Annotated in this window: 12 protein-coding genes and 3 pseudogenes; 9 read left to right on the top strand and 6 right to left on the bottom strand. The window is 57.3% G+C overall.

The window, feature by feature from the left end; all coding sequences use genetic code 11:
• The first annotated feature begins 3 nt into the window (after positions 1-3).
• From AC0L3C_RS26630 to AC0L3C_RS26615, 4 genes and pseudogenes are all read left to right on the top strand, one after another.
• Positions 4-341, top strand: a pseudogene (locus AC0L3C_RS26630) (aspartate 1-decarboxylase).
• Entirely contained in the window at positions 277-1,095 is an 819-nt protein-coding gene (locus AC0L3C_RS26625) for an aminotransferase class I/II-fold pyridoxal phosphate-dependent enzyme (RefSeq protein WP_473409380.1), read from the top strand. The pseudogene AC0L3C_RS26630 and the gene AC0L3C_RS26625 overlap by 65 nt, the downstream one beginning before the upstream one ends.
• Positions 1,094-1,603, top strand: a pseudogene (gene bioD, locus AC0L3C_RS26620) (ATP-dependent dethiobiotin synthetase BioD); the annotation flags it as partial. The gene AC0L3C_RS26625 and the pseudogene bioD, both read left to right, overlap by 2 nt.
• Positions 1,600-2,854 (top strand): annotated as a pseudogene (locus AC0L3C_RS26615) (adenosylmethionine--8-amino-7-oxononanoate transaminase). The pseudogenes bioD and AC0L3C_RS26615, both read left to right, overlap by 4 nt.
• 247 nt (positions 2,855-3,101) lie before the next feature.
• On the opposite strand, the gene nolL reads toward AC0L3C_RS26615, so the two are convergent.
• The 5 genes from nolL to AC0L3C_RS26590 form a co-directional block, all read right to left on the bottom strand.
• Positions 3,102-4,223 carry a nodulation factor fucose acetyltransferase NolL gene (gene nolL / locus AC0L3C_RS26610; RefSeq protein ID WP_473409379.1) on the bottom strand — a complete coding sequence of 374 codons (1,122 nt, stop codon included), beginning with the start codon at positions 4,221-4,223 and terminating at the stop codon, positions 3,102-3,104.
• 1,310 nt (positions 4,224-5,533) lie between these two features.
• Positions 5,534-6,796 (bottom strand): diaminobutyrate--2-oxoglutarate transaminase, encoded by a 1,263-nt coding sequence (gene ectB, locus AC0L3C_RS26605; protein ID WP_231189061.1) that lies wholly within the window; start codon positions 6,794-6,796, stop codon positions 5,534-5,536.
• Between the two features lie 366 nt (positions 6,797-7,162).
• A complete protein-coding gene (locus AC0L3C_RS26600) occupies positions 7,163-7,303 on the bottom strand; it encodes a hypothetical protein (protein ID WP_231189053.1) in 141 nt (46 codons plus the stop codon).
• Between the two features lie 524 nt (positions 7,304-7,827).
• Positions 7,828-8,217: a response regulator transcription factor gene (locus tag AC0L3C_RS26595; RefSeq protein WP_473409377.1), complete on the bottom strand. Its 390-nt coding sequence runs from the start codon at positions 8,215-8,217 to the stop codon at positions 7,828-7,830.
• Between the two features lie 84 nt (positions 8,218-8,301).
• Positions 8,302-8,931 (bottom strand): response regulator transcription factor, encoded by a 630-nt coding sequence (locus AC0L3C_RS26590; RefSeq protein WP_088941395.1) that lies wholly within the window; start codon positions 8,929-8,931, stop codon positions 8,302-8,304.
• A 1,351-nt stretch (positions 8,932-10,282) separates the two neighbouring features.
• On the opposite strand from AC0L3C_RS26590, the gene AC0L3C_RS26585 reads away from it, so the two are divergent.
• The 4 genes from AC0L3C_RS26585 (at position 10,283) to AC0L3C_RS26570 (ending at position 17,396) form a co-directional block, all read left to right on the top strand.
• On the top strand, positions 10,283-10,453 hold the full coding sequence (locus tag AC0L3C_RS26585) for a hypothetical protein (protein ID WP_473409376.1): 171 nt from the start codon (positions 10,283-10,285) through the stop codon (positions 10,451-10,453).
• A 119-nt stretch (positions 10,454-10,572) separates the two neighbouring features.
• A complete protein-coding gene (locus AC0L3C_RS26580) occupies positions 10,573-10,890 on the top strand; it encodes a HipA N-terminal domain-containing protein (protein WP_473409375.1) in 318 nt (105 codons plus the stop codon).
• 120 nt (positions 10,891-11,010) lie between these two features.
• Positions 11,011-11,319: a HipA domain-containing protein gene (locus AC0L3C_RS26575; RefSeq protein WP_473409374.1), complete on the top strand. Its 309-nt coding sequence runs from the start codon at positions 11,011-11,013 to the stop codon at positions 11,317-11,319.
• Between the two features lie 512 nt (positions 11,320-11,831).
• Positions 11,832-17,396: a trifunctional serine/threonine-protein kinase/ATP-binding protein/sensor histidine kinase gene (locus tag AC0L3C_RS26570; RefSeq protein WP_473409373.1), complete on the top strand. Its 5,565-nt coding sequence runs from the start codon at positions 11,832-11,834 to the stop codon at positions 17,394-17,396.
• Positions 17,397-17,815: 419 nt separating this feature from the next.
• Here AC0L3C_RS26570 and AC0L3C_RS26565 read toward each other — a convergent pair whose 3' ends face one another.
• The gene (locus AC0L3C_RS26565) at positions 17,816-18,442 is read right to left on the bottom strand and encodes an FMN-binding negative transcriptional regulator (RefSeq protein WP_007600152.1); all 627 of its coding nucleotides are present in this window, start codon (positions 18,440-18,442) and stop codon (positions 17,816-17,818) included.
• A 1,107-nt stretch (positions 18,443-19,549) separates the two neighbouring features.
• On the opposite strand from AC0L3C_RS26565, the gene AC0L3C_RS26560 reads away from it, so the two are divergent.
• Positions 19,550-20,143: a hypothetical protein gene (locus AC0L3C_RS26560; RefSeq protein WP_473409372.1), complete on the top strand. Its 594-nt coding sequence runs from the start codon at positions 19,550-19,552 to the stop codon at positions 20,141-20,143.
• Positions 20,144-20,587 lie beyond the last annotated feature (444 nt).

The raw sequence follows: 20,587 nt of genomic DNA, 5'->3' as shown, positions 1-20,587 counted from the left end.
TGATTGAAGGGAACGATTCATTGCACCTCGGTCACTGAATCCGACCTGCACTATGAAGGCTCGATCTCGATTGATCGCGCGCTGCTGGACGCGGCCGGTATCCGATTAACGTTCGCGTCGAACTGTACAACCTCGAGACGGGAACACTCTTTGCAACGTTTGTGACAGAAGCGCCACAAGGGGCCGGCACCGTAGACGTAAACGGTGCGGCGGCGCGACTGGCGATGCCCGCAGATAAGATAAGTATTGTTGCATACGCGTCACTTGACGAGGAGGATGCGAGCATCTTCAGGCCGCGCATTGTGCCGGCTGATCGAGAAAATCCCATCCTGCAAGTTTGAACCCACAAGCCAACGCGGAAGACCCTGTCCGGCCCGTTGGGAGTTTTGCGGCGTCCATCGTTGCTCAGCGAGTGATGAATTAATTCCGTCATTGCGGGTATGTTGCTGTGCTGACAAGGCTGCGCAACAAGACGACCTGCTCGTCCTTGATTCGCCGGTTCACGCCAGTATTCATGAAGGAGCGCGAACGGGCCGAGCAGCGTTTCGAATCAGTGCTCATAACAATCCGCGGGCTATCGAAAGCGCAATTTGCGACTGGCGCCCCGCCGCAGGAGCCGGGCGGGTCTGGATCGTAGTCGAGAGCCTCTACAGCATGGATGGCGAAGTCGCACCGCTTGGAGACCTGCTCGGGATCGCGCACCTGCACGACGCGTTCATGGTTGTCGACGAAGCTCATGCAACGGGCGTTTACGGCGAGCAAGGGCGAGGGCTCACGGCGGCCTATGAAGGACGCGAGAATCTACTCGTTGTTCATACCTGCGGTAAGGCGCTCGGAGCTTCCGGCGCGCTTGTCACCGCCTCTGGCGTGCTGCGCACGATCAATCGCTGTCGCCCGTTCATCTTCGCGACCGCTCGGTCGCTGTTGATGGCGGTGGCCGTGCGGGAGTCTCTGTTGATCCTGCAGGAGGAGCCGGAGCGAAGAACGGCTGACGAAGCTGGTCGCGTTCACGCATCGGGAGATGGCTGTGCGAGGCGAGAGAAGTCCTTCGAATTCGCAGATCCTGCCCTATATCGTTGGCGAGAATCGTTTTGAAGGGGAGACCGATAGCCAGCTGGTTGCACGGCTGAGCGGTCTTCCGGCTGATCGGATCGTTCCGGAGCCTTACCGCCTTAAAATACCCGCTTCCCCGCATCATTCGGCCGAGATAGACGGAATTCGCATCGACCCCGGATTCGCTCATCGGGCCGCAGCCCGGGAAGCGACCGCTCGTCATCGAAGGCGCCGGCGGGCTGATGGTGCCGCTGAACCGTAGCCCACTCTACATCGACATCTTCGAGCGGTGGCGGCTTCCCGTCGTGCTCCGCGCCCGCACGCTACTCGGGACCATCAATCACTCCCTGCTGCCGATTGAGGGGTTGCGAAAGCGCCAGATCGACATTCTTGGGATCGCATTATCGGGGAAAGAAATGCTGAAACTGAAAGCGCAATTTGTGACATCGCGCGGGTGCGTTGGTTAGGCCGACTGCCCTGGATTTCTCCTCTGACGGCAGACAGCCTCGTCTTCAAAGAGTCGTTCGTTTCCAGCGACTTCCAGCCATGAAGTCAAACAACCGGTGGCCAATCTGGCATCCATTCGCGCAGCATGCGCTTCACCAGAGATGACCAAGGTTGTGCGTAGCGACGGTGCTTATCTCCACACTGCGGATGATCATCGAATCATAGATGCAGTCGCATCCTGGTGGGTCGTCACTCACGGCCATTGCCATCCGCAGATCGTGAGCGCGATTCACGAACAGGCCGGCAAATTGAAGCGAGTCATTTTCGCCGGCTACACGCATGATCCTGCCGAGGAGGTCGCTCGGCTCCTTTTGAAACTCATACCCCAAGGCTTGGACCATGTGTTCTACTCGGACAGTGGCTCAGCCGCTTGAAGTCGCCCTTGAACATGGCACTCGGCTATTGGCACAATAGAGGCAAACAGGGAACACGCATCGTTGTCATGCAGCACCCCTATCACGGCGACACGTTCGGCGCGATGTCGATTGGTGCCCGCGGTGTCTTCAACGCGGCGTACGGACCGCTCCTGTTCGACCTGACCTCAATGCCATTCCCTGCGAGCGGTCGTGAGCAGGCAACGCTTGATGCGCTTGAATCAGCATGTCGACACGAAAATCGCGCAGCCCTTATTGTCGAGCCTGGTGTTGAGGCAGGCGGAATGCTGAGGTACCAAACTTGGGTGCTAAGTGAGATGAAGCGGATCTGCGAGGCGTCGGACGTCCTGTTCATTGCCGATGAGGTCATGACGGGCTGGAGCCCGCACCGGAACAATCTTCGCCTGTGAGCAGGCCAATGTTGTGCCAGATCGAGCGTGCTATTCAAGGGCCTCACGGTAGGGGCGCTGCCGCTCGCTGTGACACTGTGCTGGCCAGGGATTTTCGATGCTCATTACTCGAAAGACCGTACACGCACATTCCTTCACTCGAGTTCGTCCACGGCAAATCCGCTGGCCTGTGCCGCCGCCAAGGCTAACCTGGAATTGTGGAAAGACAAGTCAGACGCATTGCTGCGCTAGCAACCATGCAAGAGCAGGCAATTGAACCATTCCGCGGCGATCCGCGCTTTGCAAACGTTCGCCGTAGCGGCACCGTCACAGTGCACTCGATCTGAAGACGAAAGATACCGGCCATTCGCAGGCGTCGGCCCGAGGCTTCACGCCTTCTTTAAAGTGCGCAATCTCTTGCTGCGCCCACTCGGTAATACGATCTATGTGATGCCGCCATATTGTGTAACACCAGGAGACCTGCACGAAATATATGCGGGCGTCTATGACGCTGCCGATGCGCTGGCCTGAAGACGCGCGCGGCTCCGCAAGACTAAGGAGTCTGAGTTGTCGTCGGCTTCCGGAACGAGTTGAGAGTGCCTTGCCATAAGGTGCCGAAATGGACGATGGTTACTCGCATGTTACGTTACTCTATGCCGACCGGCTCGGCCGGTGGACGCCGACGCCGCCCGATCGGGCTTCGAACGCTATTCCGGCGGCAGCACAAGGCGATGCCATCGCAACATCCTGCCGTACTCGGACGATCAAATGCATACAGCTAGTTCATTGCGGGTTTGGCTCGCGGGAGACCTGACCGCGGTGGCATTCCAAGGACGAGCTGAGACAGATATGGAACGCCGCGAACAGTCGAGCGGACCACTAGCGCGATCGCAACAATTGCCGCCCCGAGCAGACCCGCGATGATCAACTGGGTCGTGAGATCCCAAAGTTCTCCGAGCTGTATGAAATCCATTAGACGGAACACGGTACCCTGGACAAGGTAGAGCAGCAGCGTGGTCTGGCCCAACTCCATAGCTATAAAGCGGGCGATTCGGGTTGAGTGGCTAAAGCGCCAGCATTGCAGCAAGAGTTCGATGGCGATTGCTGAGGCAGCTGCAGCGCCAACAAACATCAGAAGCACGTCTTTGGCCGACCGAAAATCGTGAATTAGTCCAAGATTATTGTAGACATAAGTGTCCTTGCCCCAGGCTACAAAACATACGCAAGTCAAGACCGAGAGAAATAAAATCAAGAGCGGCTTGTGAGATCGCGATGTAGTCGTCCATCGTTCGTTCGATTGAGCAAACAAGAATCCCAAGCAGAAGAACGGGTAAGTGAACCTGATCAAGGGTGATATGGAGAACGTCAGAGGAACGAGTGCAATCAGTATCGCTGAGCCAGATATGACCAACGATCGGTGGCTCAGCCTGGTGAGTATCTTGATGAGAAGGTAAGAAACAAACGTGGCCCAGATGAACCAGTATGTGCCGGCAAGATCGTCTACAAATTCGAAAAGTCCGGTAGTTAGGCTGGTCGCGCGCCACAATGCCGCTGACTTAGCTGTCTCCATGAGCGCCCACCAAAACAGCATGGGCAGTAAGAGCTGCGTCGCACGGGCGATGGCGGCCTGAGTGAACGACTTCTGCAGCAACGATCGAGAAGAAAGATAGCCGCTTATCGCCATAAAGAGTGGCATGTGAAACATATAGATTGCTTTGTAGTACGGCGAATACCAAAAGCCGCCGTCTCGATAGATGACATACTGGATCAGGTGCCCAACGATTACCAAGACAATGAGCGCACCTTTCGCGAAATCTAAGCTCAGATCTCGATCGCTTGCCCCGGTCGTGCGCGAGCTCGGGGCCATTATTCCAGTCACGCGTTGCAATCTATCAAACATCTAGATATCTGTTGTTGATGAGCCGGCGGCCCGTTGTCCGCTTCTTCTGCCTCATTTTTGGTTGAAACGAAAGGTGATGGTGGGAGTTTTTGGAAGGGCAACAAGCTCAACTGGTTAGGCCTTGAGGAACTAGCCGTGGGCCGAGCATCTCTGTACGCCTCAGCAAACTGTGCGGCAGAGAGCCGATATTTGGTTTGAGACGCTGGGCTAGCAGTGCGGGCACGGCATGCTAGTTGCAGACGCGGCTCTGGGAGGAAGACTGTCGCACTCAGTCTCCCACTCAGCCCGACGCATCTCGGACCCGGCAGATGCGTCGGGCTTCTTCGGTTCGCCCAGCATAGTCGACATTTGGTCCCGTCGACGCCGGGGTGATCAAGCTAACGGGGCGTCTGATAGCTGAACTCGATCACGCCAACTTGGGGCTATGGCATCGGGCTGGGGGGCACACGGATATCGGTGCTCCGAGTTGTGGAGCAAAAGCCGAGGACCAACGCTTTTGAATTGAGCTGCTCGTTCGGCTTCGTGCAACTCACGCCTGAACCGCGCTTGCCGTGACGACTTTTGTCGTAAAGCCGCCGCCGCAGTGATTGCTGCCGCATTTATGGTGTAAACGGCTCGGCTGGATCGCAGCTGCGGAATGTCTACGGTCCTGACAAAGTCCGCACCCGTGTGATGGACCCGTGCTCATGAAGGCCAGGCGTGAAACGGGCTGCGCGTGTGGAGTACCATCTCTAGCTGAAGCTCGTCGCTTATGTGCATCCGGGGGAGGCCTGGTTGATCGTACTTGGGCGGATGACCAACTGCGTTCGAGCAACATGACCTAATGCTCCAAGAAGCCCAGATCTAACGCAGGAGTGCGTGAAAGAGCACGGTCAGATGCGCGTGCGCGACGTCGCCGAGGCAGGCTTCTCGATCAATATCAGCTGAGCTTGGCGTGGGGATGAGGCGGTAGATCGCAGCGGCGGGCGGACTCTCCTCACTTGTGGACTGGCTTAGATGCGATCGTCATTCAATAACTCTTCGCGCAGCACTTTGAAGGCCTACTACACCATTCGACTCCGCTCCGCCAACGAGGTCGCCTTCGGCGGACCTAGGGGGCTCCACACTCACGTGTTGCGGACTAAGCAGGGAGCAAGGCGTTCTTCGCGCACCAGCGACTCAGCGGATCACAAACAGCGCTGGCGTTCAGGCGTTAGCTCCACATTATTGCCTCACAACCCCTGACCGTTTCGGCGCGAAGCAAGGGCCGACGCCAGTGTCGTTGACGGCGATGCTGTCGCTAGGACCAGTGTCTCTCGTGTGCCGGCAGGTTAGCTTGGTCGGGTCAACTTCAAGGTTTCAGTCAATGACTCCTCGAATATATCGAGTCCTTGTTCCAACGTTTCTTCGGCGATCGTAAGTGCAGGCAGGAACTTGACAACCTGATCCGTCGGTCCGCATCGCTCGATAATCAATCCCTTCACAAATGCTCTCCGTGACGTCGCCTCTGCGATCTCGCTCGTTTTGCAATCGAAGCCGCATACCATGCCGCGTCCACGAACGGCAAACTCGTTTCCGTGCTGATGCGCGATAGCATCGAGTCGACGCCGCATAAATGCACCCAAGCGTTGGATCTGTTGCGAGAACGTCTGGTTGCGCCAATACAGATCCAATGCCGCCTTGCCGGAAACGAGTGCAAGGTTGTTTCCGCGAAATGTTCCCGTATGCTCGCCTGGTTCCCATGCGTCGATCGCTTCCTTGATCAAGAGCATCGACAATGGCAAGCCGTAACCACTCAGCGATTTCGACATCACGACAATGTCTGGCGACAACGCAGCGAACTCGAAGCTGAAGAACTCACCTGTGCGACCACAGCCCATTTGGATATCGTCAACTATGAAAATAGCTCCGACCTCTTTTGCCAAAGCCTGCATTGACTGCAGCCATTCCTTGCCGGCGACGTTAATGCCTCCCTCTCCTTGCACGGTTTCGACGAGAATGGCGGCTGGAAGATCAGTACCACTGCTCTCGTCCATTAACACCTTTCGAACGTAATCCGCCGGACTGTACGAGGAGCCAAGATACCCATCATAAGGCATGAAAGTTGTGCCGGATAAGGGAATCCCGCTGGCTTTACGGTAAAAGCGGTTACCGCTCGCGGCTGTGGCTCCCAAGCTTTGGCCGTGATATCCGTTCGTGAAAGAAATGACGTTGTGACGCCCTGTGATTTTACGCGAGAGCTTTAGAGCTGCTTCAACGGCGTTAGCTCCTGTAGGCCCGGTGAATTGAAAGCGGTAGGAAAGATTCCGTTCCCGAAGAATAACAGAGCTAAAGGTCTCCATGAATTCGACTTTTGCTGGAGTGGCCATGTCCAAGCCGTGGACGACCCCGTCCGACTCCAGATAGTCGCTGATTGCTGCTTTGATCTGCTGATTGTTGTGGCCATAGTTTAGCGTTCCAGCGCCAGACAGAAAGTCTATGACCTTTCGGCCGCCCTCTGTGAACATAATTGAACCGCGCGCCCCATTGAAGACAGCAGGAAAGGAACGTGAGTACGCACGCACATTGGACTCTAGCGTTTCAATTGTCTTCATTCGGCTCCCCTGTGTACTCCAACCATGCGGTCGTCGCGTCGACCAGACAATCTGCCCGATGAAACAACGCGGGCCAACATCGTGCAGGACTGGCAGGCCATGACCGCGGGTTCCGCGCCTCTCGGCATCGTTTGGGTTGCGCGTAGCGCATCTAAAAATCAGCTCCAACGGGTTACCTGAGAACCAGGCGGAACAAAGCTACCATCTCTAGTAGCTTCGTCCCCATCCAGCGACGGCCCCCGTGTTAAGTCATCTTTCGCGAACAGGTTTACCTAGCCGCGCGGGAAGACGTTGCGCATGCGTGCGGTACCTTGCGTCAGGATACCGCGAGCCGGAAGCGACATGCTCAGGCCACGGTCTCAGGGACTAGAAGGACACGCCCGCCGCCCGACCGGTTTTGGCCTTGCGCTTGGTCGACACAATCGCCGGGCAGTCGTCGGCGTGGATGGATTCGGCAGCAAAGGCATGGCTTGAGATCGAATCTGCCAGCGGCACTTGTGTTGCCATTCCAACGGATGCGTAAGCTTCCGGTGCTTCAGTCCGAAGAGTTGCTGGGATCGAACCGAATTTAGCGGATCTGGCGGTGCAAACCGTTCGATCCGCCAACATTCGATCTGCCAACATACGTCTTTGCGGCTTCTCGGAATTCCGCAGCGAACGTCTTGACAAACTCCGTGATGTTGGCCGCGATCGCCGCCTCCTTTTCCCCCAAACTCGGCGGCCGGATCCGTGGCACTTTCGCGCCGAACTCAGCAATGAGTTGTCGCACTCAAGATCGCGCGCTCCTGCGTTAACGCGACGAGCGCTTCGGCCTCGTCGGATTACGCGATCATACGGGAGGCATGTTGTCAGGGGCCCGGACTAGCAAGTGCTTCAACCAGACGTCGAAAGTGCGACAACAGCGACAGGAGTGCGGCTACATCAAAAGGTGATGGTCGCCACTGGCGCGGGGTAAGCACGAGCAATCGCGCGTTGATCGACATCGTGAGCGCCGCGCGGGCGCGGCTTGGTCCAGATTGCTTGCCCCGCTTTCAGGCGTTTGTTCCGGGACAGTGCTCGCGGAGTACTTCATCGACGCAGGCCATCAACTCCAGAGCGGGAAACGGTTTAGCGAAAAAGCCGGTCACGCCGGCGCTCAAAGCGCGGGCTCGCGTGCGATCATCCGCGAAGGCAGTAATCAAAATGAATGGCGCAGCGTGGCCTTGGGCCCGCATCTGTTCTAAAAGTTCAAAGCCGCTCATCGTGGGCATCTGCACGTCTGCAATTACACAGGACGTGCTGTTCAATTGAGACGACTCCAGGAATTCCTCGGCCGAAGCAAACGTATGAACGATGCGGCCCTGTGATTTCAAGAGGTTGTTCAGCGCGACACGAATTGAAGGATCATCGTCGACAACGGAAATAGTGTTAGACAAGACCACCCGTCCTGGTTGGGCGAAGGCACTGGCCGAAGCATGGCGGCCAGCTGAAGGGTGCGCGTGTACGAAGAAATTGTAAAATCATACTTAGGTTTGTACTCTGAAACGGTCGGTCCCAATTCCCAGCCTCTCCGCCATTCTAATCAAATCGGCTAGTGATCGAGCACCCATCTTCTTCATCACGTGCCCCCGGTAGATTTTGACTGTAATCTCGGCAAGCCCGAGTTCCGCGGCTACCTGTTTGTTCAAGAGGCCCGTGGCGACCAGTCTCAAGACATCCTGCTCTCGTGGACTTAGAGCCTCGAACAAGGACTGCAGCTTCGTGACAACCTTGTCTATAGCTCGTCTCTTGCGATCCTGTTCGATCGCTGCGACCACTCCATCGAGCAGTTCCTGATCGCGAAACGGCTTGCCGAGAAAATCGATTGCTCCATTCTTCATCGCTTTGACGGTCATCGGAATATCGCCATGAGCGGTGATGAAAATAATGGGGATGTGAACCTTCAGTTTGGCTAATTCAATCTGGAGCTCCAGCCCGCTCAAGCCTGGCAGTCTGATATCAAGCACAAGGCAGCTGGGAACATCAGGAAGCTCGCTCTGGAGCAGTTCCTGGGCCGATCCGAAAGCAACAACGTCTAGACCGATCGAACGAAACAGGTTGACGAGCGATTCGCGCATTGAGAGGTCGTCGTCGACGACCAACACGCTCGGTCTCACCTCCGGCCCTTCGACAGTTGCGGCTTGCTTCCGCGGTTCAGAGCGCTTGGTCACGATAAAAGCCTCACTTTTGCAATCGTGGTAGAAGTTCCGTGGAGCCACGACCAAAGGTTGCTCGTGGCGGCCTTCTCAGGAGCTTTCGCGCAGTGCAAATCTCTGAGATCTTCCAGGTATGCGAACGGCCAGCCGTTTGCGTGCGTAAGACATTATCACGAAAGTCTAGCAAAAAGGGCCCGAGTGGTCGAGAACTGGCTTCCGTCTGTCCGCCGTCCCGTTGGAACGGCCCGGCGGCATTGATCAAATCAATCAGCAGCCAAGTTGAGGCGCTCGCTCTAGCTGGCGGCGGGTGCCGCTTGGCATCCCCGTTCAGGCGCATGAGGCGTCGGCAGACTCTCGTTAAGCGGCCGGATCAAAATGCTCGCCGCCTCGGTAGCTGCACGCGGGGGCGCGAGCTGAGCGAATTGGGGCGAATGTGCCTGTGCATGCGCCGATCGCGCCGGCGTTGTTGAGATCGGCATGCGGCGTAGACTATCGCACCCGCAGTAAAGAAAATGGACATCAGAACGAGTAGCAGCGGCATCAGCACATAAATTCTTTTTTGCGTCGTCAGAGCGCCTGTGAGTTGCGTCTTTTTCCGAGCTTGGGAAAGCACCTTGCATCGGCTTCGTACAACCTGACGCATGGTGCGATTCAAGTCCTTTCGGTCGTGCTTTGTAGGAAATGTAATCATCTCGAGCTGCGGGGGCGCCCACGTTCGTGCGTCCTGCCGATTGCTTCGCTGCTCGTATCCGAAGATGATGTGTGTAATTCAGATGGAGAGGGCGCATTCGCGGGATTGGCGGGCACCATAGGTGCGTATCGAGCACGCTGATTCGAAGCTTAGCTCCTCAATGCCGCAGTATAGGGCTGAAACTGGCTCGAGCGGTCCGCTTGGAGCAGCCGCCAACCGCCCACTAGCTCATCAATCTTCCGGCGCAACTCATTAAGGCGGCCCGGCGCACTCCTTTGAGAAGAAGTGTGCCGGGTTCGCCCCACATCGCCAGTACATCCGTGGTGATGGTGTCCCAGATGATGTGACCCGCGTGGCAAAACTGAGACTCGTTTAGCAGCCAAAGTAGATGGTGACTCCCTGCTACTTCACACAGGACGGGAAAGGCTTGAATCGTACGTAGGGTCACGTTGTATATGTCTTGTAGATCGATCGAGAGTTAGATCTGTCGCAGCGCGACTGGGGCGAGAAGGCGTTCCGCTGTTCTCCAGTGGCTGGGATCTCCAGTCGGAGGGTTTCGGAAGCTTCATGCGGTGTTTGGAGTCGTCCGTTGGCCTGCGTCCTGGCCCCGGGTGGTCGAGCGTGAACGAGATCGTCTTAACGGCCCACTGTCATGCTGAGATTGCGGGGTTGTTCGCCAACCCAAGGCTGGTGGCCGGCCTTGGTCAGGGCAAGGAACACGTTGTTCAGGATCGCAGCCGTCTCCGTTCGAAAGGGCTATCGAAGAAGGGCTGGCTGGAACCGAGCTTGTAAGGAGCGTCGCTGGGTTTTAGGCAGCGCACCCATCTTCGTCGAGGAGATGACGGATCAAAGTATGTGCCGATCCGAGATTGCCCACAAAGCGAACCTTGTGCTCTCCTCATCCGAAGCCGGTGAACGCGCATTGCAGGACACCATTCGTCGGCGCAATCGACTTTCAGTACGATCCGTCCTGGCTTGCCTGGGAGCATGCGCTGCCCGTGTCGCTATCTCTGCTCTGCGTGAGGGACCGCTATATCGGTGCCGCTGTCGTCGCCGTTTCCGACAATCTCCTGCCCGACAGCATGCCCATCCGCCATCGTATGGCGGAGCGAGTCCACGCTCAGGGCATCGACGCTTACGACCTACTCACTGGTGTCGGACGGGACTGCGTCGGCCCATTGCAATTCCTGCCGGACGGCATCGAACCCGGGCGCTGCCGGGGCTGTTGACGGCAGACCCGTTGACGACGAGAATCGCCCGGCTTCTCGGCGACCTTTGCATCGGCTCTCCTTGAGCTTGGTGAGGACGAGGACTTTCGGATCTCGATCGCCGGCGCCCAAGAAAAGACCGTGCTCTTGTTCTGGAAAGGGCGTTGGTACAAGCCGCTGGCGACTACAGCCACGACGCACATTCTCAAACCGCGGATTGACCGACTGCCGAACGGCCTCAATCTTTCCTACAGCGTCGAGAATGGGTTCTTCTGCCTCAAGCTGACAGCAGCTCTCGGACTTCCGAGCGCCGCCATTGCGATCGAGGAGCTTGAAGGCAACCGTGTGCTCGTGGTCGAGAGGTTCGATCGCCGCTGGACCGGCGACAACCGTCTCCTACGTTTGCCTCAAGAGGATTGCTGCCAGGCTTTGTCCGTGCCGCCGCCTTGAAATATGAATCCGAGGGCGAGCCCAGTATTCCAGCTATCTTTAACCTGCCAAAGGGAAGCGATCAACCGGAAGCAGATCAAACGAAGTTTTTGTAGCAACCAGCGGCAGAACGCACTTTCGGGCGCTCCAGCCGGGCGAGTTGTTCCTCTTCAAACTAGCCGTGCCAAACAACTTCATTGTTAGTGGCGGCATTTTCGGCCACGCGTCAATCGAGCCGCTGTCCCTGGCGTGGGAAGCCTTCGGCTTGAGCCGCTCTATCACGAAGGACTCCTTCCGCGCCGGCGCGCTAGGTAGTCCGGAGCCGCCGCCCGGGCTGGACGTGCGCGCAGGGCTGCGCTCGATCGACACGATCGGGCTCTAACATATAGCGTGCGTCCGTTATATTGTGCTTGCTGCGGGCTACTCTTTGGCGGCCTTGATCCGGACCTGCGGCGAATTTTGCGAAGTTCCTTCACAAGGGCGCCCCTTATGTGTCAGATTTTGGCTCGCGTCTTCTTAGTCTGGTCAGGCAAATGCCGCGCGACCCTCCCAGTCGAACTGTGTTCGGCTCAAATCTCGACAACGACATCCAGCCCCTGTGGAGGGACGGAGGTCGTGTGTTCTGCCGTGCGTGGCGGCAAATCAACGGCAGCAAGGCTGTCGTGCTTCTCGTGAGGCCCACCGCGGAACACCCCGCCACGATCGAGTGCCTCGCCCACGAGTATGAGCTGAGAGAGGAGCTAGATGAGGCATGGGCGGTGCGGCCTCTGGAACTCATCCGGGAGGCTGGTCGTACCATGCTGGTGCTGGAGGATCCATGCGGGGAGCCGCTGCTAAACTTAGTTGGAATCGGCATGGAGCCTCAGCGCTTCCTGCGCCTTGCTATCGGTGTCACGAGGTCCGTGGGCAAGCTTCACCGCCGCGGCTTAATCCACAAGGACCTGAAACCCGGTCACATTCTGGTCAATTGTCCTGACGAACAAGTCCGACTCACCGGGTTCGGGCTGGCGTCCCGGCTTTCCCGCGAGCGGGTGCCGCCTGAGCCTGCCGAGTTCATCGCCGGCTCGCTGCCCTACATGGCGCCCGAACAGACCGGACGAATGAATCGCTCAGTCGACTCTCGCAGTGATCTCTATTCACTTGGCGTGATATTCTACCAGATGCTGACCGGCGCGCTGCCGTTCACGGGCTCAGACCCGTTGGAGTGGATTCATTGTCATATTGCAAGAAAAGCAACACCGCCCCTCGAGAAATCGCAAAATGTCCCGGCGCCAATCTCTCACATTGTGATGAAACTCCTCGCGAAAACCGCCGAGGAACGCTACCAGACTGCCGCTGGCCTTGAACACGATCTGCAACACTGTCTGGCAGCATGGGCCAACCATGGTCGCATCGAGCCTTTTGAGCTTGGCGCAGACGACACACCTGATCGGTTGATCCTCCCCGAGAAGCTCTATGGGAGAGCCCGCGAGATCGAGACTTTGCTTGGCTCTTTCGATGGCGCGGTGAAGAGCGGCGCGCCGAGGTTGGTGCTGGTTGGCGGTTATTCCGGCATCGGTAAGTCTTCGCTTGTCCAAGAGCTACACAAAGTACTCGTGCCCTCGCGCGGGCTGTTGGCATCAGGCAAATTCGACCAAGTGAAGCGCGATGTGCCCTTTGCGACACTAGTGCAGACCCTTCAGAGCCTTGTGCGTCCTCTTCTCAGCAAAAGTGAGGGCGAACTCGCGACCTGGCGGCAAGCGTTCCGGGAGGCGCTCGCTGGGAATGGACGGCTGATCGTCGAATTGATCCCCGATCTGAGCCTGGTTATCGGGGAGCAGCCCGCGGTTGCTGAGCTTCCAGCCCGTCAAGCGCAAATCCGTTTCCAGCTCGTGCTTCGTCGCTTTATTGGCGTGTTCGCCCGGCGGACCCATCCATTGGTGCTCTTCCTCGACGATTTGCAGTGGTGTGACGCCGCAACACTCGACGTGATCGAGGATCTGCTGGCCCAGCCGGATCTGCACCTGCTGCTTATTGGAGCTTACCGCAGCAATGAAGTTGATGCAGATCATCCGCTCAAACGCAAGCTCGAGCCCATGCGGAGAGCCGGCCTAAATCTACAGGAGATCACGCTATCGCCGCTCAGCGCAGACGACGTCGCGCAGTTGGTCGCGGATACCCTTCGCTGCGGACCAAAACGCGCTGCCCCGCTTGCGACCCTGGTGCATCAGAAGACGATGGGCAATCCGTTCTTCGCCATTCAATTCTTGTCTGAACTGGCCGGAGAGCAGCTGTTGACGTTCGATCACGAGTCGGCGCGCTGGCGTTGGGATCTGCAGCGCATTAACGCAAAAGCATACACCGAGAACGTCGTCGATCTGATGCTCGGCAAGCTCATCCGGCTGCCCAAGGAAACGCAGTGCGCGCTGCAACAGCTGGCCTGTTTCGGCAACATCGCCGGGACGGCGGACCTTGCGATTGTGCTGGAAATTGCAGAGCAGCAGGTGCACGCGACCCTGTGGCCGGCAATTCGGCGGGAACTGATTGTGCGGCATGGGACAGCTTACCGCTTCGTCCACGATCGCGTTCAAGAGGCGGCCTACTTGCTGATGCCGGAATCCTCGCGCGCTCCTTCCCATCTGCGGATCGGTCGGATGCTTGCGGCACATGTTCCTGTGGACAAACGTGAAGAGGCCATCTTCGACATCGTCAGTCAGCTCAATCGAGGTGTCGCACTAATCACTTCCCATCCGGAGCTAGAGCAGCTTGCGCAGCTGAATTTGGTCGCAGGGCAGCGTGCCAGGGGGGCGGCGGCCTACGCCTCGGCACTCTCATATTTCACCGTCGGTACTGCGCTGCTCGCAGAGCACTCTTGGCAAACGCGCCATGAACTCGCGTTCGCACTCGAGACCAGCCGGGCCGAATGCGAATTCTTGGTAGGCCAGCTGGAGATTGCAGAGCGTCTCTTGTCCGCACTGTCGAAGCGCGCTTTGAACGGGCCCCAACGAGCAACGGTCGCATGTTTGCGGGTCGATCTTTACTTGACGCTAGGTCAGCACGGCCGGGCAGTGCTCATAGGTCTCGAATATCTTCGCGACGTCGGCATCGATTGGTCGCAGCGTCCGACGGACCAGGAAATGCTGGCCGAATATCAGCGGATGTGGTCACAGCTGCCCGACGCAATCGAAGATCTTGCTGATTTGCCTCGAATGACAGACCAGGCCACGCTTGCCACACTTGCCGTGTTGACGCGGATTGTTCCGCCGGCAGGCTTCACAGACGCCAATTTATCCGCTTTGGTGATCTGCCGAGCGGTCACCATCAGCCTCGAATACGGCAACACTGATGCTTCCTGCGCCCATTACGCATGGCTAGGCCGAATCTCGGCCGGACGCTTCGGTGACTACCAAGCGGCTGATAAATTTGGTCGTCTTGCTTGCGACCTGGTTGATCGCGGTGAGTTCTCTCGTTTTCGGGCTCACGTCTATTTGGCCGTCGGAGGCAACGTGATCCCGTGGACGAAGCCGCTTAGAGACGGCCGAGTTTTGATCCGGCGAGCCCTCGAAGCCGCGGTCAGTAGCGGTGATGTCATCTATGAGGCGTACAGTTCGGTCCATCTAACCTCAAGTATGATGATGGCCGGAGATCACCTGAAAGAGGTACAGAACCAGTTAGAGAAAAGCGCTGCTACGATCCGGAACAGAAAGGTACAATTTGCTGCTGAGGCGGTAGCCGCTCAGCTCGCAATCATCAGAACCATGCGCGGCCTCACGCGCTCACTCGGTTGCTTCGATGACCAACAATTTGACGAGCTAGACGTTGAACGATCGTTGGCAGGAAGTCCGGAGTCACCTAGCGAAACCGTCTACTGGATCCGCAAACTTCAGGCGCGCTTCCTATCCGGCGATTATGCTGCAGCTGTTGAGGCTCGCTCGAAGGCCGAGCCCAAACTATGGACCATACCAACAGAGCCCTTGACCGCGGAGTTTCACTTTTACGGTGCGCTGTCTCACTCGTGTTATTGCGACAGGCTGGGCGAAGGCGAACAACAGCCACACCGACATATCATTGATGCCCATTACAGGCAACTGCAGACATGGGCGACGAATTGCCCCGACAACTTCGAGAATCGGGCTGCCTTGGTCGGAGCTGAAATTGCGAGGCTGGAATGCCGGGATGCAGACGCAATGCGACTGTACGAACACTCAATCCAAACCGCAGGACGTAACGGTTTCCCCCACCACGAGGGGATCGCTTGTGAACTTGCCGCGCGCTTTTATGCTGCACGCGGTTTTGGCAGGATCTCCCGGGTTTACCTGCAGGACGCGCGGCGCGGCTACCTTCGTTGGGGAGCGGATGGTAAGGTGCGTCAACTCGAGGAGCTGCATCCACATCTCATGCATCAGCAGGCCCCTCTTGCCGTGAATGGCATGACGATCGGAGCTCCGGTTGAGCATCTTGATCTGGCGACGGTGACAAAAGTCTCGCAAGCCATTTCCGGCGAGATGGTGCTCGAGAAATTAATCGACACGCTTATGCGGACGGCCATTGAGCAGGCCGGCGCCGAACGCGGTTTGCTGATTCTGCTGCATGGAGGCCAGCCACGGATCGAGGCGGAGGCCACAACGGTAGCAAATACGCTCCTTGTAAAGGTGGATGAACACCCCGTAACCCCGATGGCTCTTCCCGAATCCGTGCTGCATTTTGTGCTACGTGTCCGCGAAAACGTCGTTCTAGAAGATGCTGTCGCCCAGCCTTCATTTGCCGAAGATCCGTATATCCGCGAGCGCAAGGCGCGTTCTATTCTTTGCCTGCCACTGATCACGCAGGGCAAGCTGATCGGCGCACTTTATCTGGAGAATAATCTCGCACCGCGCATATTCTCGGCTGCCCGAACGTCAATGCAGAAAATGCTTGCCTCTCAAGCTGCAACAGCGCTCGAAAACAGCCGGTTGTACAGCGAAGTTCAGCAACGGGAGGCGAAAATCCGGCGCTTGCTCGACGCTAACATCATCGGAATCTTTATCATTCACGAAGGGGGCGAGATCATCGAAGCAAATCAAGCCTTTCTCACGATGGTTGGATACGACCAAGAAGATCTCCTCGCAGGCCGAGTGAACGGTCTTGATCTGACGCCTCCAGAATGGCACGAGCGCACAATGGATGCTAGCGCAGAAGCAAAAAGGACCGGAGCTGTTCAGCAGTTCGAGAAAGAGTATGTTCGGAAGGATGGCAGTCGGGTGCCGGTGCTGATTGGCCTCGCCGTGTTCGATGCGCGAGAGCACCAAGCTGTTGGCTTCGTCTTAGACCTGACAGAACGAAAGAGAGCGGAAGCGGAGGCCCGTGAAAGCGAACGGCGCTATCGCGAGACTCTGATGGGCCTTGCACACGCCAATCGGATCACGACAATGGGACAGCTGGCCGCCTCGATCGCCCATGAGGTGAACCAGCCGATTGCCGCGATCAGCAGTAATGCGGGGGCGGGGCTAAATTGGCTCGGTGCTCAACCGCCAAATCTGGAAGAGGTTCGGCAGACCTTCGGTTTGATTGTCCGTGACAGTATGCGCGCAGGAAACGTGATCCGGCGGATCCGCGCTCTAATGAATAAAGCTCCTATGCAAACGGAGCTTCTTGCAATTGACGAATTGATCGTAGAGGTGCTGGCCCTAGTCCGCGCGGAACTTGCACAAAATGATGTGTGGGTGCAAACCCGACGGCCTGAGGCTTTGCCGCTCGTTCGGGCAGATCGCGTTCAGGTACGGCAGGTGATTCTCAATCTGATCACGAATGCCATCGAGGCTATGAGCGAGATCAACGAAGGCGAGCGCGAATTACTGATCACGACGCGCACAGATGGCTCGAATAATGTATTGGTCAGCTTTCGGGATACAGGTCCAGGACTCGATCCAAACAGCGCAGACCGTATGTTCGAGGCGTTCTACACCACCAAGTCAGAAGGCATGGGCATGGGGCTGGCCATTTGCCATTCCATTATTGAGGCGCATGGGGGCCGGATCTGGGCGGGCGCCAATGATCCTCGCGGGGCCTTCTTTCAGTTCAGCATACCCGTTGCGCCGGAGGGCGTCGAGCAGGCGAAACAGGTCTCTTGGACGTCTTAGGCCGAATTCGAGGTCGAGCAGGTGGTCCGGGAGCCCCGATCATTGTGACAGAGGTGAGCTGCGCGACCTTGCAAATGTGAGACATTCGCGTTTCTTGCTGCCCGTCGGGAGTGTGCGCGACCGCAGATTGTCGTGAAGTGTCAGAGAGTCTGCAATCTGACCGCAATGTCAGATTCCAGACGCTTGGAGGGCTCCTTGCAAATCTCTTGAGACTTGCACGCCATAAAAGCTGGAGTTGGCCTAGCGGCTTGGGCGTTCGCGGTGCCGCTCGCGGACGCCGCGCGTTCCTGTGCTGTGTAAAGCACCTGCCGCGAGCAGAAACCCGCCGCCCGCGCGTGGTTGTGCAGAAGGACAGCAGTCGAGGAAGTGGAGGAAGTCCACGTGACACCGGTTCGTTTACAATACCTCGATCGGGTTCGTCATCCTTTCGGAATGAGGTGAGCCGCACGACGGTCTTCCTCACGGTTGCTCTTGGATAAGCCCTCGATGACGCCGGCGCGATCCGCGGCATTGCGGTTCTGGCTCATCTTCCGTGAGCCATCTAGCCGTGTAATTTGCAATCGCAGGCCGATAATCCCCTCGAGCTCCGCTTTGATGAAATCGGCAGGTGCGTCCGAGACCGCCCAGCGGTCTTTGCTTGAGCGCTCATGTACATCGGTCAGCCGCGTGACTACCTCGCGGAGCCGATCGGAATCCTCGAAGAACTCAACTTGTCCGTAGGCATGCACAGCGACATAGTTCCACGTTGGTACGGCCTCGCCTCTCTCGTGCTTGGTCACGTACCATGAAGGGCTGATATAGGCCTCCGCCCCAGCGAAAATTGCCATCGCCTCTCCGGTTGGTGTCAGCTTCCACTGCGGATTAGCACGCGCCACGTGCGCGTAAATCGTGCCCATCGAGCCTGCGCTCTCGTCGAGTACTACGGGCAGCAACGTTCCAACAAGCCCCTCGTGAGTGGCGGTGACCAGTGTCGCTGTCCGTGCCTCGCGCATTGTTTGTTGAAGGCCGGCGATATCGAGAACTTGGAAGCAGGACGGCGTGTACATCAGTGAAGCTCCCAGACAGCCCGACGGAAGCCGGGCGTCTCATGATTTGAACTGCGGTACGCCTCATTCGGGATCACAGGAACAGCCAGGTTTGATAGTTGCATTCCACGGCCTTAGGGCAGCTAGCCCATCAAGCGTCGAAGGCGCAAATCAAAGAGCGCGGTTGCAAGCTGGTCCCGCCGTTGCCTTCGAGCCGTGCGCGTTACGGTGAAACGTGGGATAAGATGTTGCTTTCATTCTGACCGCGTTCTCGAAGCATCGACCGCTGTTTTCATCAGTCGTGAGCCGCTCAATGGCTACCCAGGTCGATTCCATCTGGCACGGTGCCTGCGGCTGCACACCTCGACCGTTGTTTAGCATGCTTCCGATGTTACCAGCCTGCCTTATTGACGACGATCTAATGGCGTTAACGCCGCATGCTGATGGCCCCGTCTAGTTCAGCATTTCGGCTCGAAAATTCAGGTTGTCGTGCGGAATTGCGGAGGTAAGAGAGAGCATCATATGCCTATGAAACACACGATGGAGCACATCAAGCGTTCGTTGCGCGTGCTCTGCGGACTTGCTGCCGTCCTCGGCGTCTCGTCCCTCCTCGGACCGAACGATGTGCGATCGGAGGCCATCATGGGCTTTGGCTCTGCAGCGACGGGCGGGCTGGGAGGCGAGATAGTTCAAGTCAGATCAACCAAGCTCTGAATTATGAGTTATGTCGGTGGTACAGCTTCGGCCAGTGCAATGACGATAGTTCGCGCGAGATCCAGGTAATCGGAACCATAGACTTTACCGGTATGGAGGGGCGAGGCGAAGGGCAGGGGTCCCAATACGGCCGTGCCTGTTCGGCACCTTACAAGCGTGAGTCCCTTCTTCTTATCGATGGAAACGACGCGCATTGCGATGGCAAGGAGAAGACGTCGGCCGCATTCGACAGGGCCGGCAAGCGCCCGCTGGAAATTGGCTCAAACAAAACGGTGATCGGCATTGGCTCGGCCGCTACAATCAAAGTGAAGGGGTGGGGTCAGCAACGTCGTTATTCGCAACCTGACCATCAGTGATATCAATGAAGGCGTGATATTTGCCGGTGATGCTATTGCAATTGCACGAGCCGACCTGGTGTGGATCGATCACAACCGATTTCACAATATCGGGCGTCAGATGATTGTCGGCGGCTTTTTCCCCACGACGAATATTACGCCTTCCTGGAACGACTTCGATGGCAGCGATGTCTATTCCTCCTATTCTAACGGGAAACACTATTGGAACCTCCTGTTTCTTGGTGTCCCGGAGACGATCACTATCGCAAATAACTATTTTCATGAGATCTCGGGGCGGGCGCCGCACATTGACGGTGCGCAGGCCATTATCCATCTCGTTAACAATTACTTCCACAACACGAATGCGCAACACAGCTGCGGAGTCTTCCATGCAGTGGTTGCTGGATCATCTGTGCAAGCACTCGTCGAGGGTAATTACTTCGACAACATTGAAACACCTTTAACGACCGGTAGTGGACATATCTTTGCCGTCTTAGGCAAAGCCACCGGGACAATGCCGAGCATCTGCCTCACCGCCCTCGGACGTCGGTGCATCGAGAACATCGCGATCCCACTGCCGCGGGTCAATGGCTTTCGCCTGGATGAAACCGTAGTTCAATCGTTTGGGTCTCTTCCAAGGTCATCTATTCCTCTTCCATTTCCAGCGGATTAAGCCGGTAGTGATCGCGGCCAGGGCAGGTCCCGGACACCTTCAGAGCCGGTGATGGCTCGTTCGCAGACGCGGCCCGTATTTGGCCGATTGCTGCAAACAGTTGGGCAGGTGCCATACTGGACGAGAACGGCACGCACGGCTCGCTGCTCAAAGTTGCACGAAGGCCGTATGGCGCGTTTCTGTTCGGGTACCGAGCGGTACAATTCCTCTCGGTGTTGCGTGCCTTTCGCCCTGGACCGGGGCGCTAGCCTCAGAGTTTTCACCTCTGGTGTATTTGCGGGTTCGGATTGCAAGAGGATTGGAGGTGCCATCGAGCTCCTGGCAAGCTGTTCGGATCATCAACCTGACGTTCACAGCTCGTGTCCGACTGGCATGGTGCTTGCTCAAGAGTACCCGCAGCGCGAGGTTCGTCATCGAAAGCGAGTGAGATGCACCCTCGTCTGC

This window comes from Bradyrhizobium sp. WSM4872, assembly GCF_055811715.1.
The sequence above is the reverse complement of the archived record's forward strand: the minus strand, read 5'-3'. Positions and strand labels throughout refer to the sequence as shown.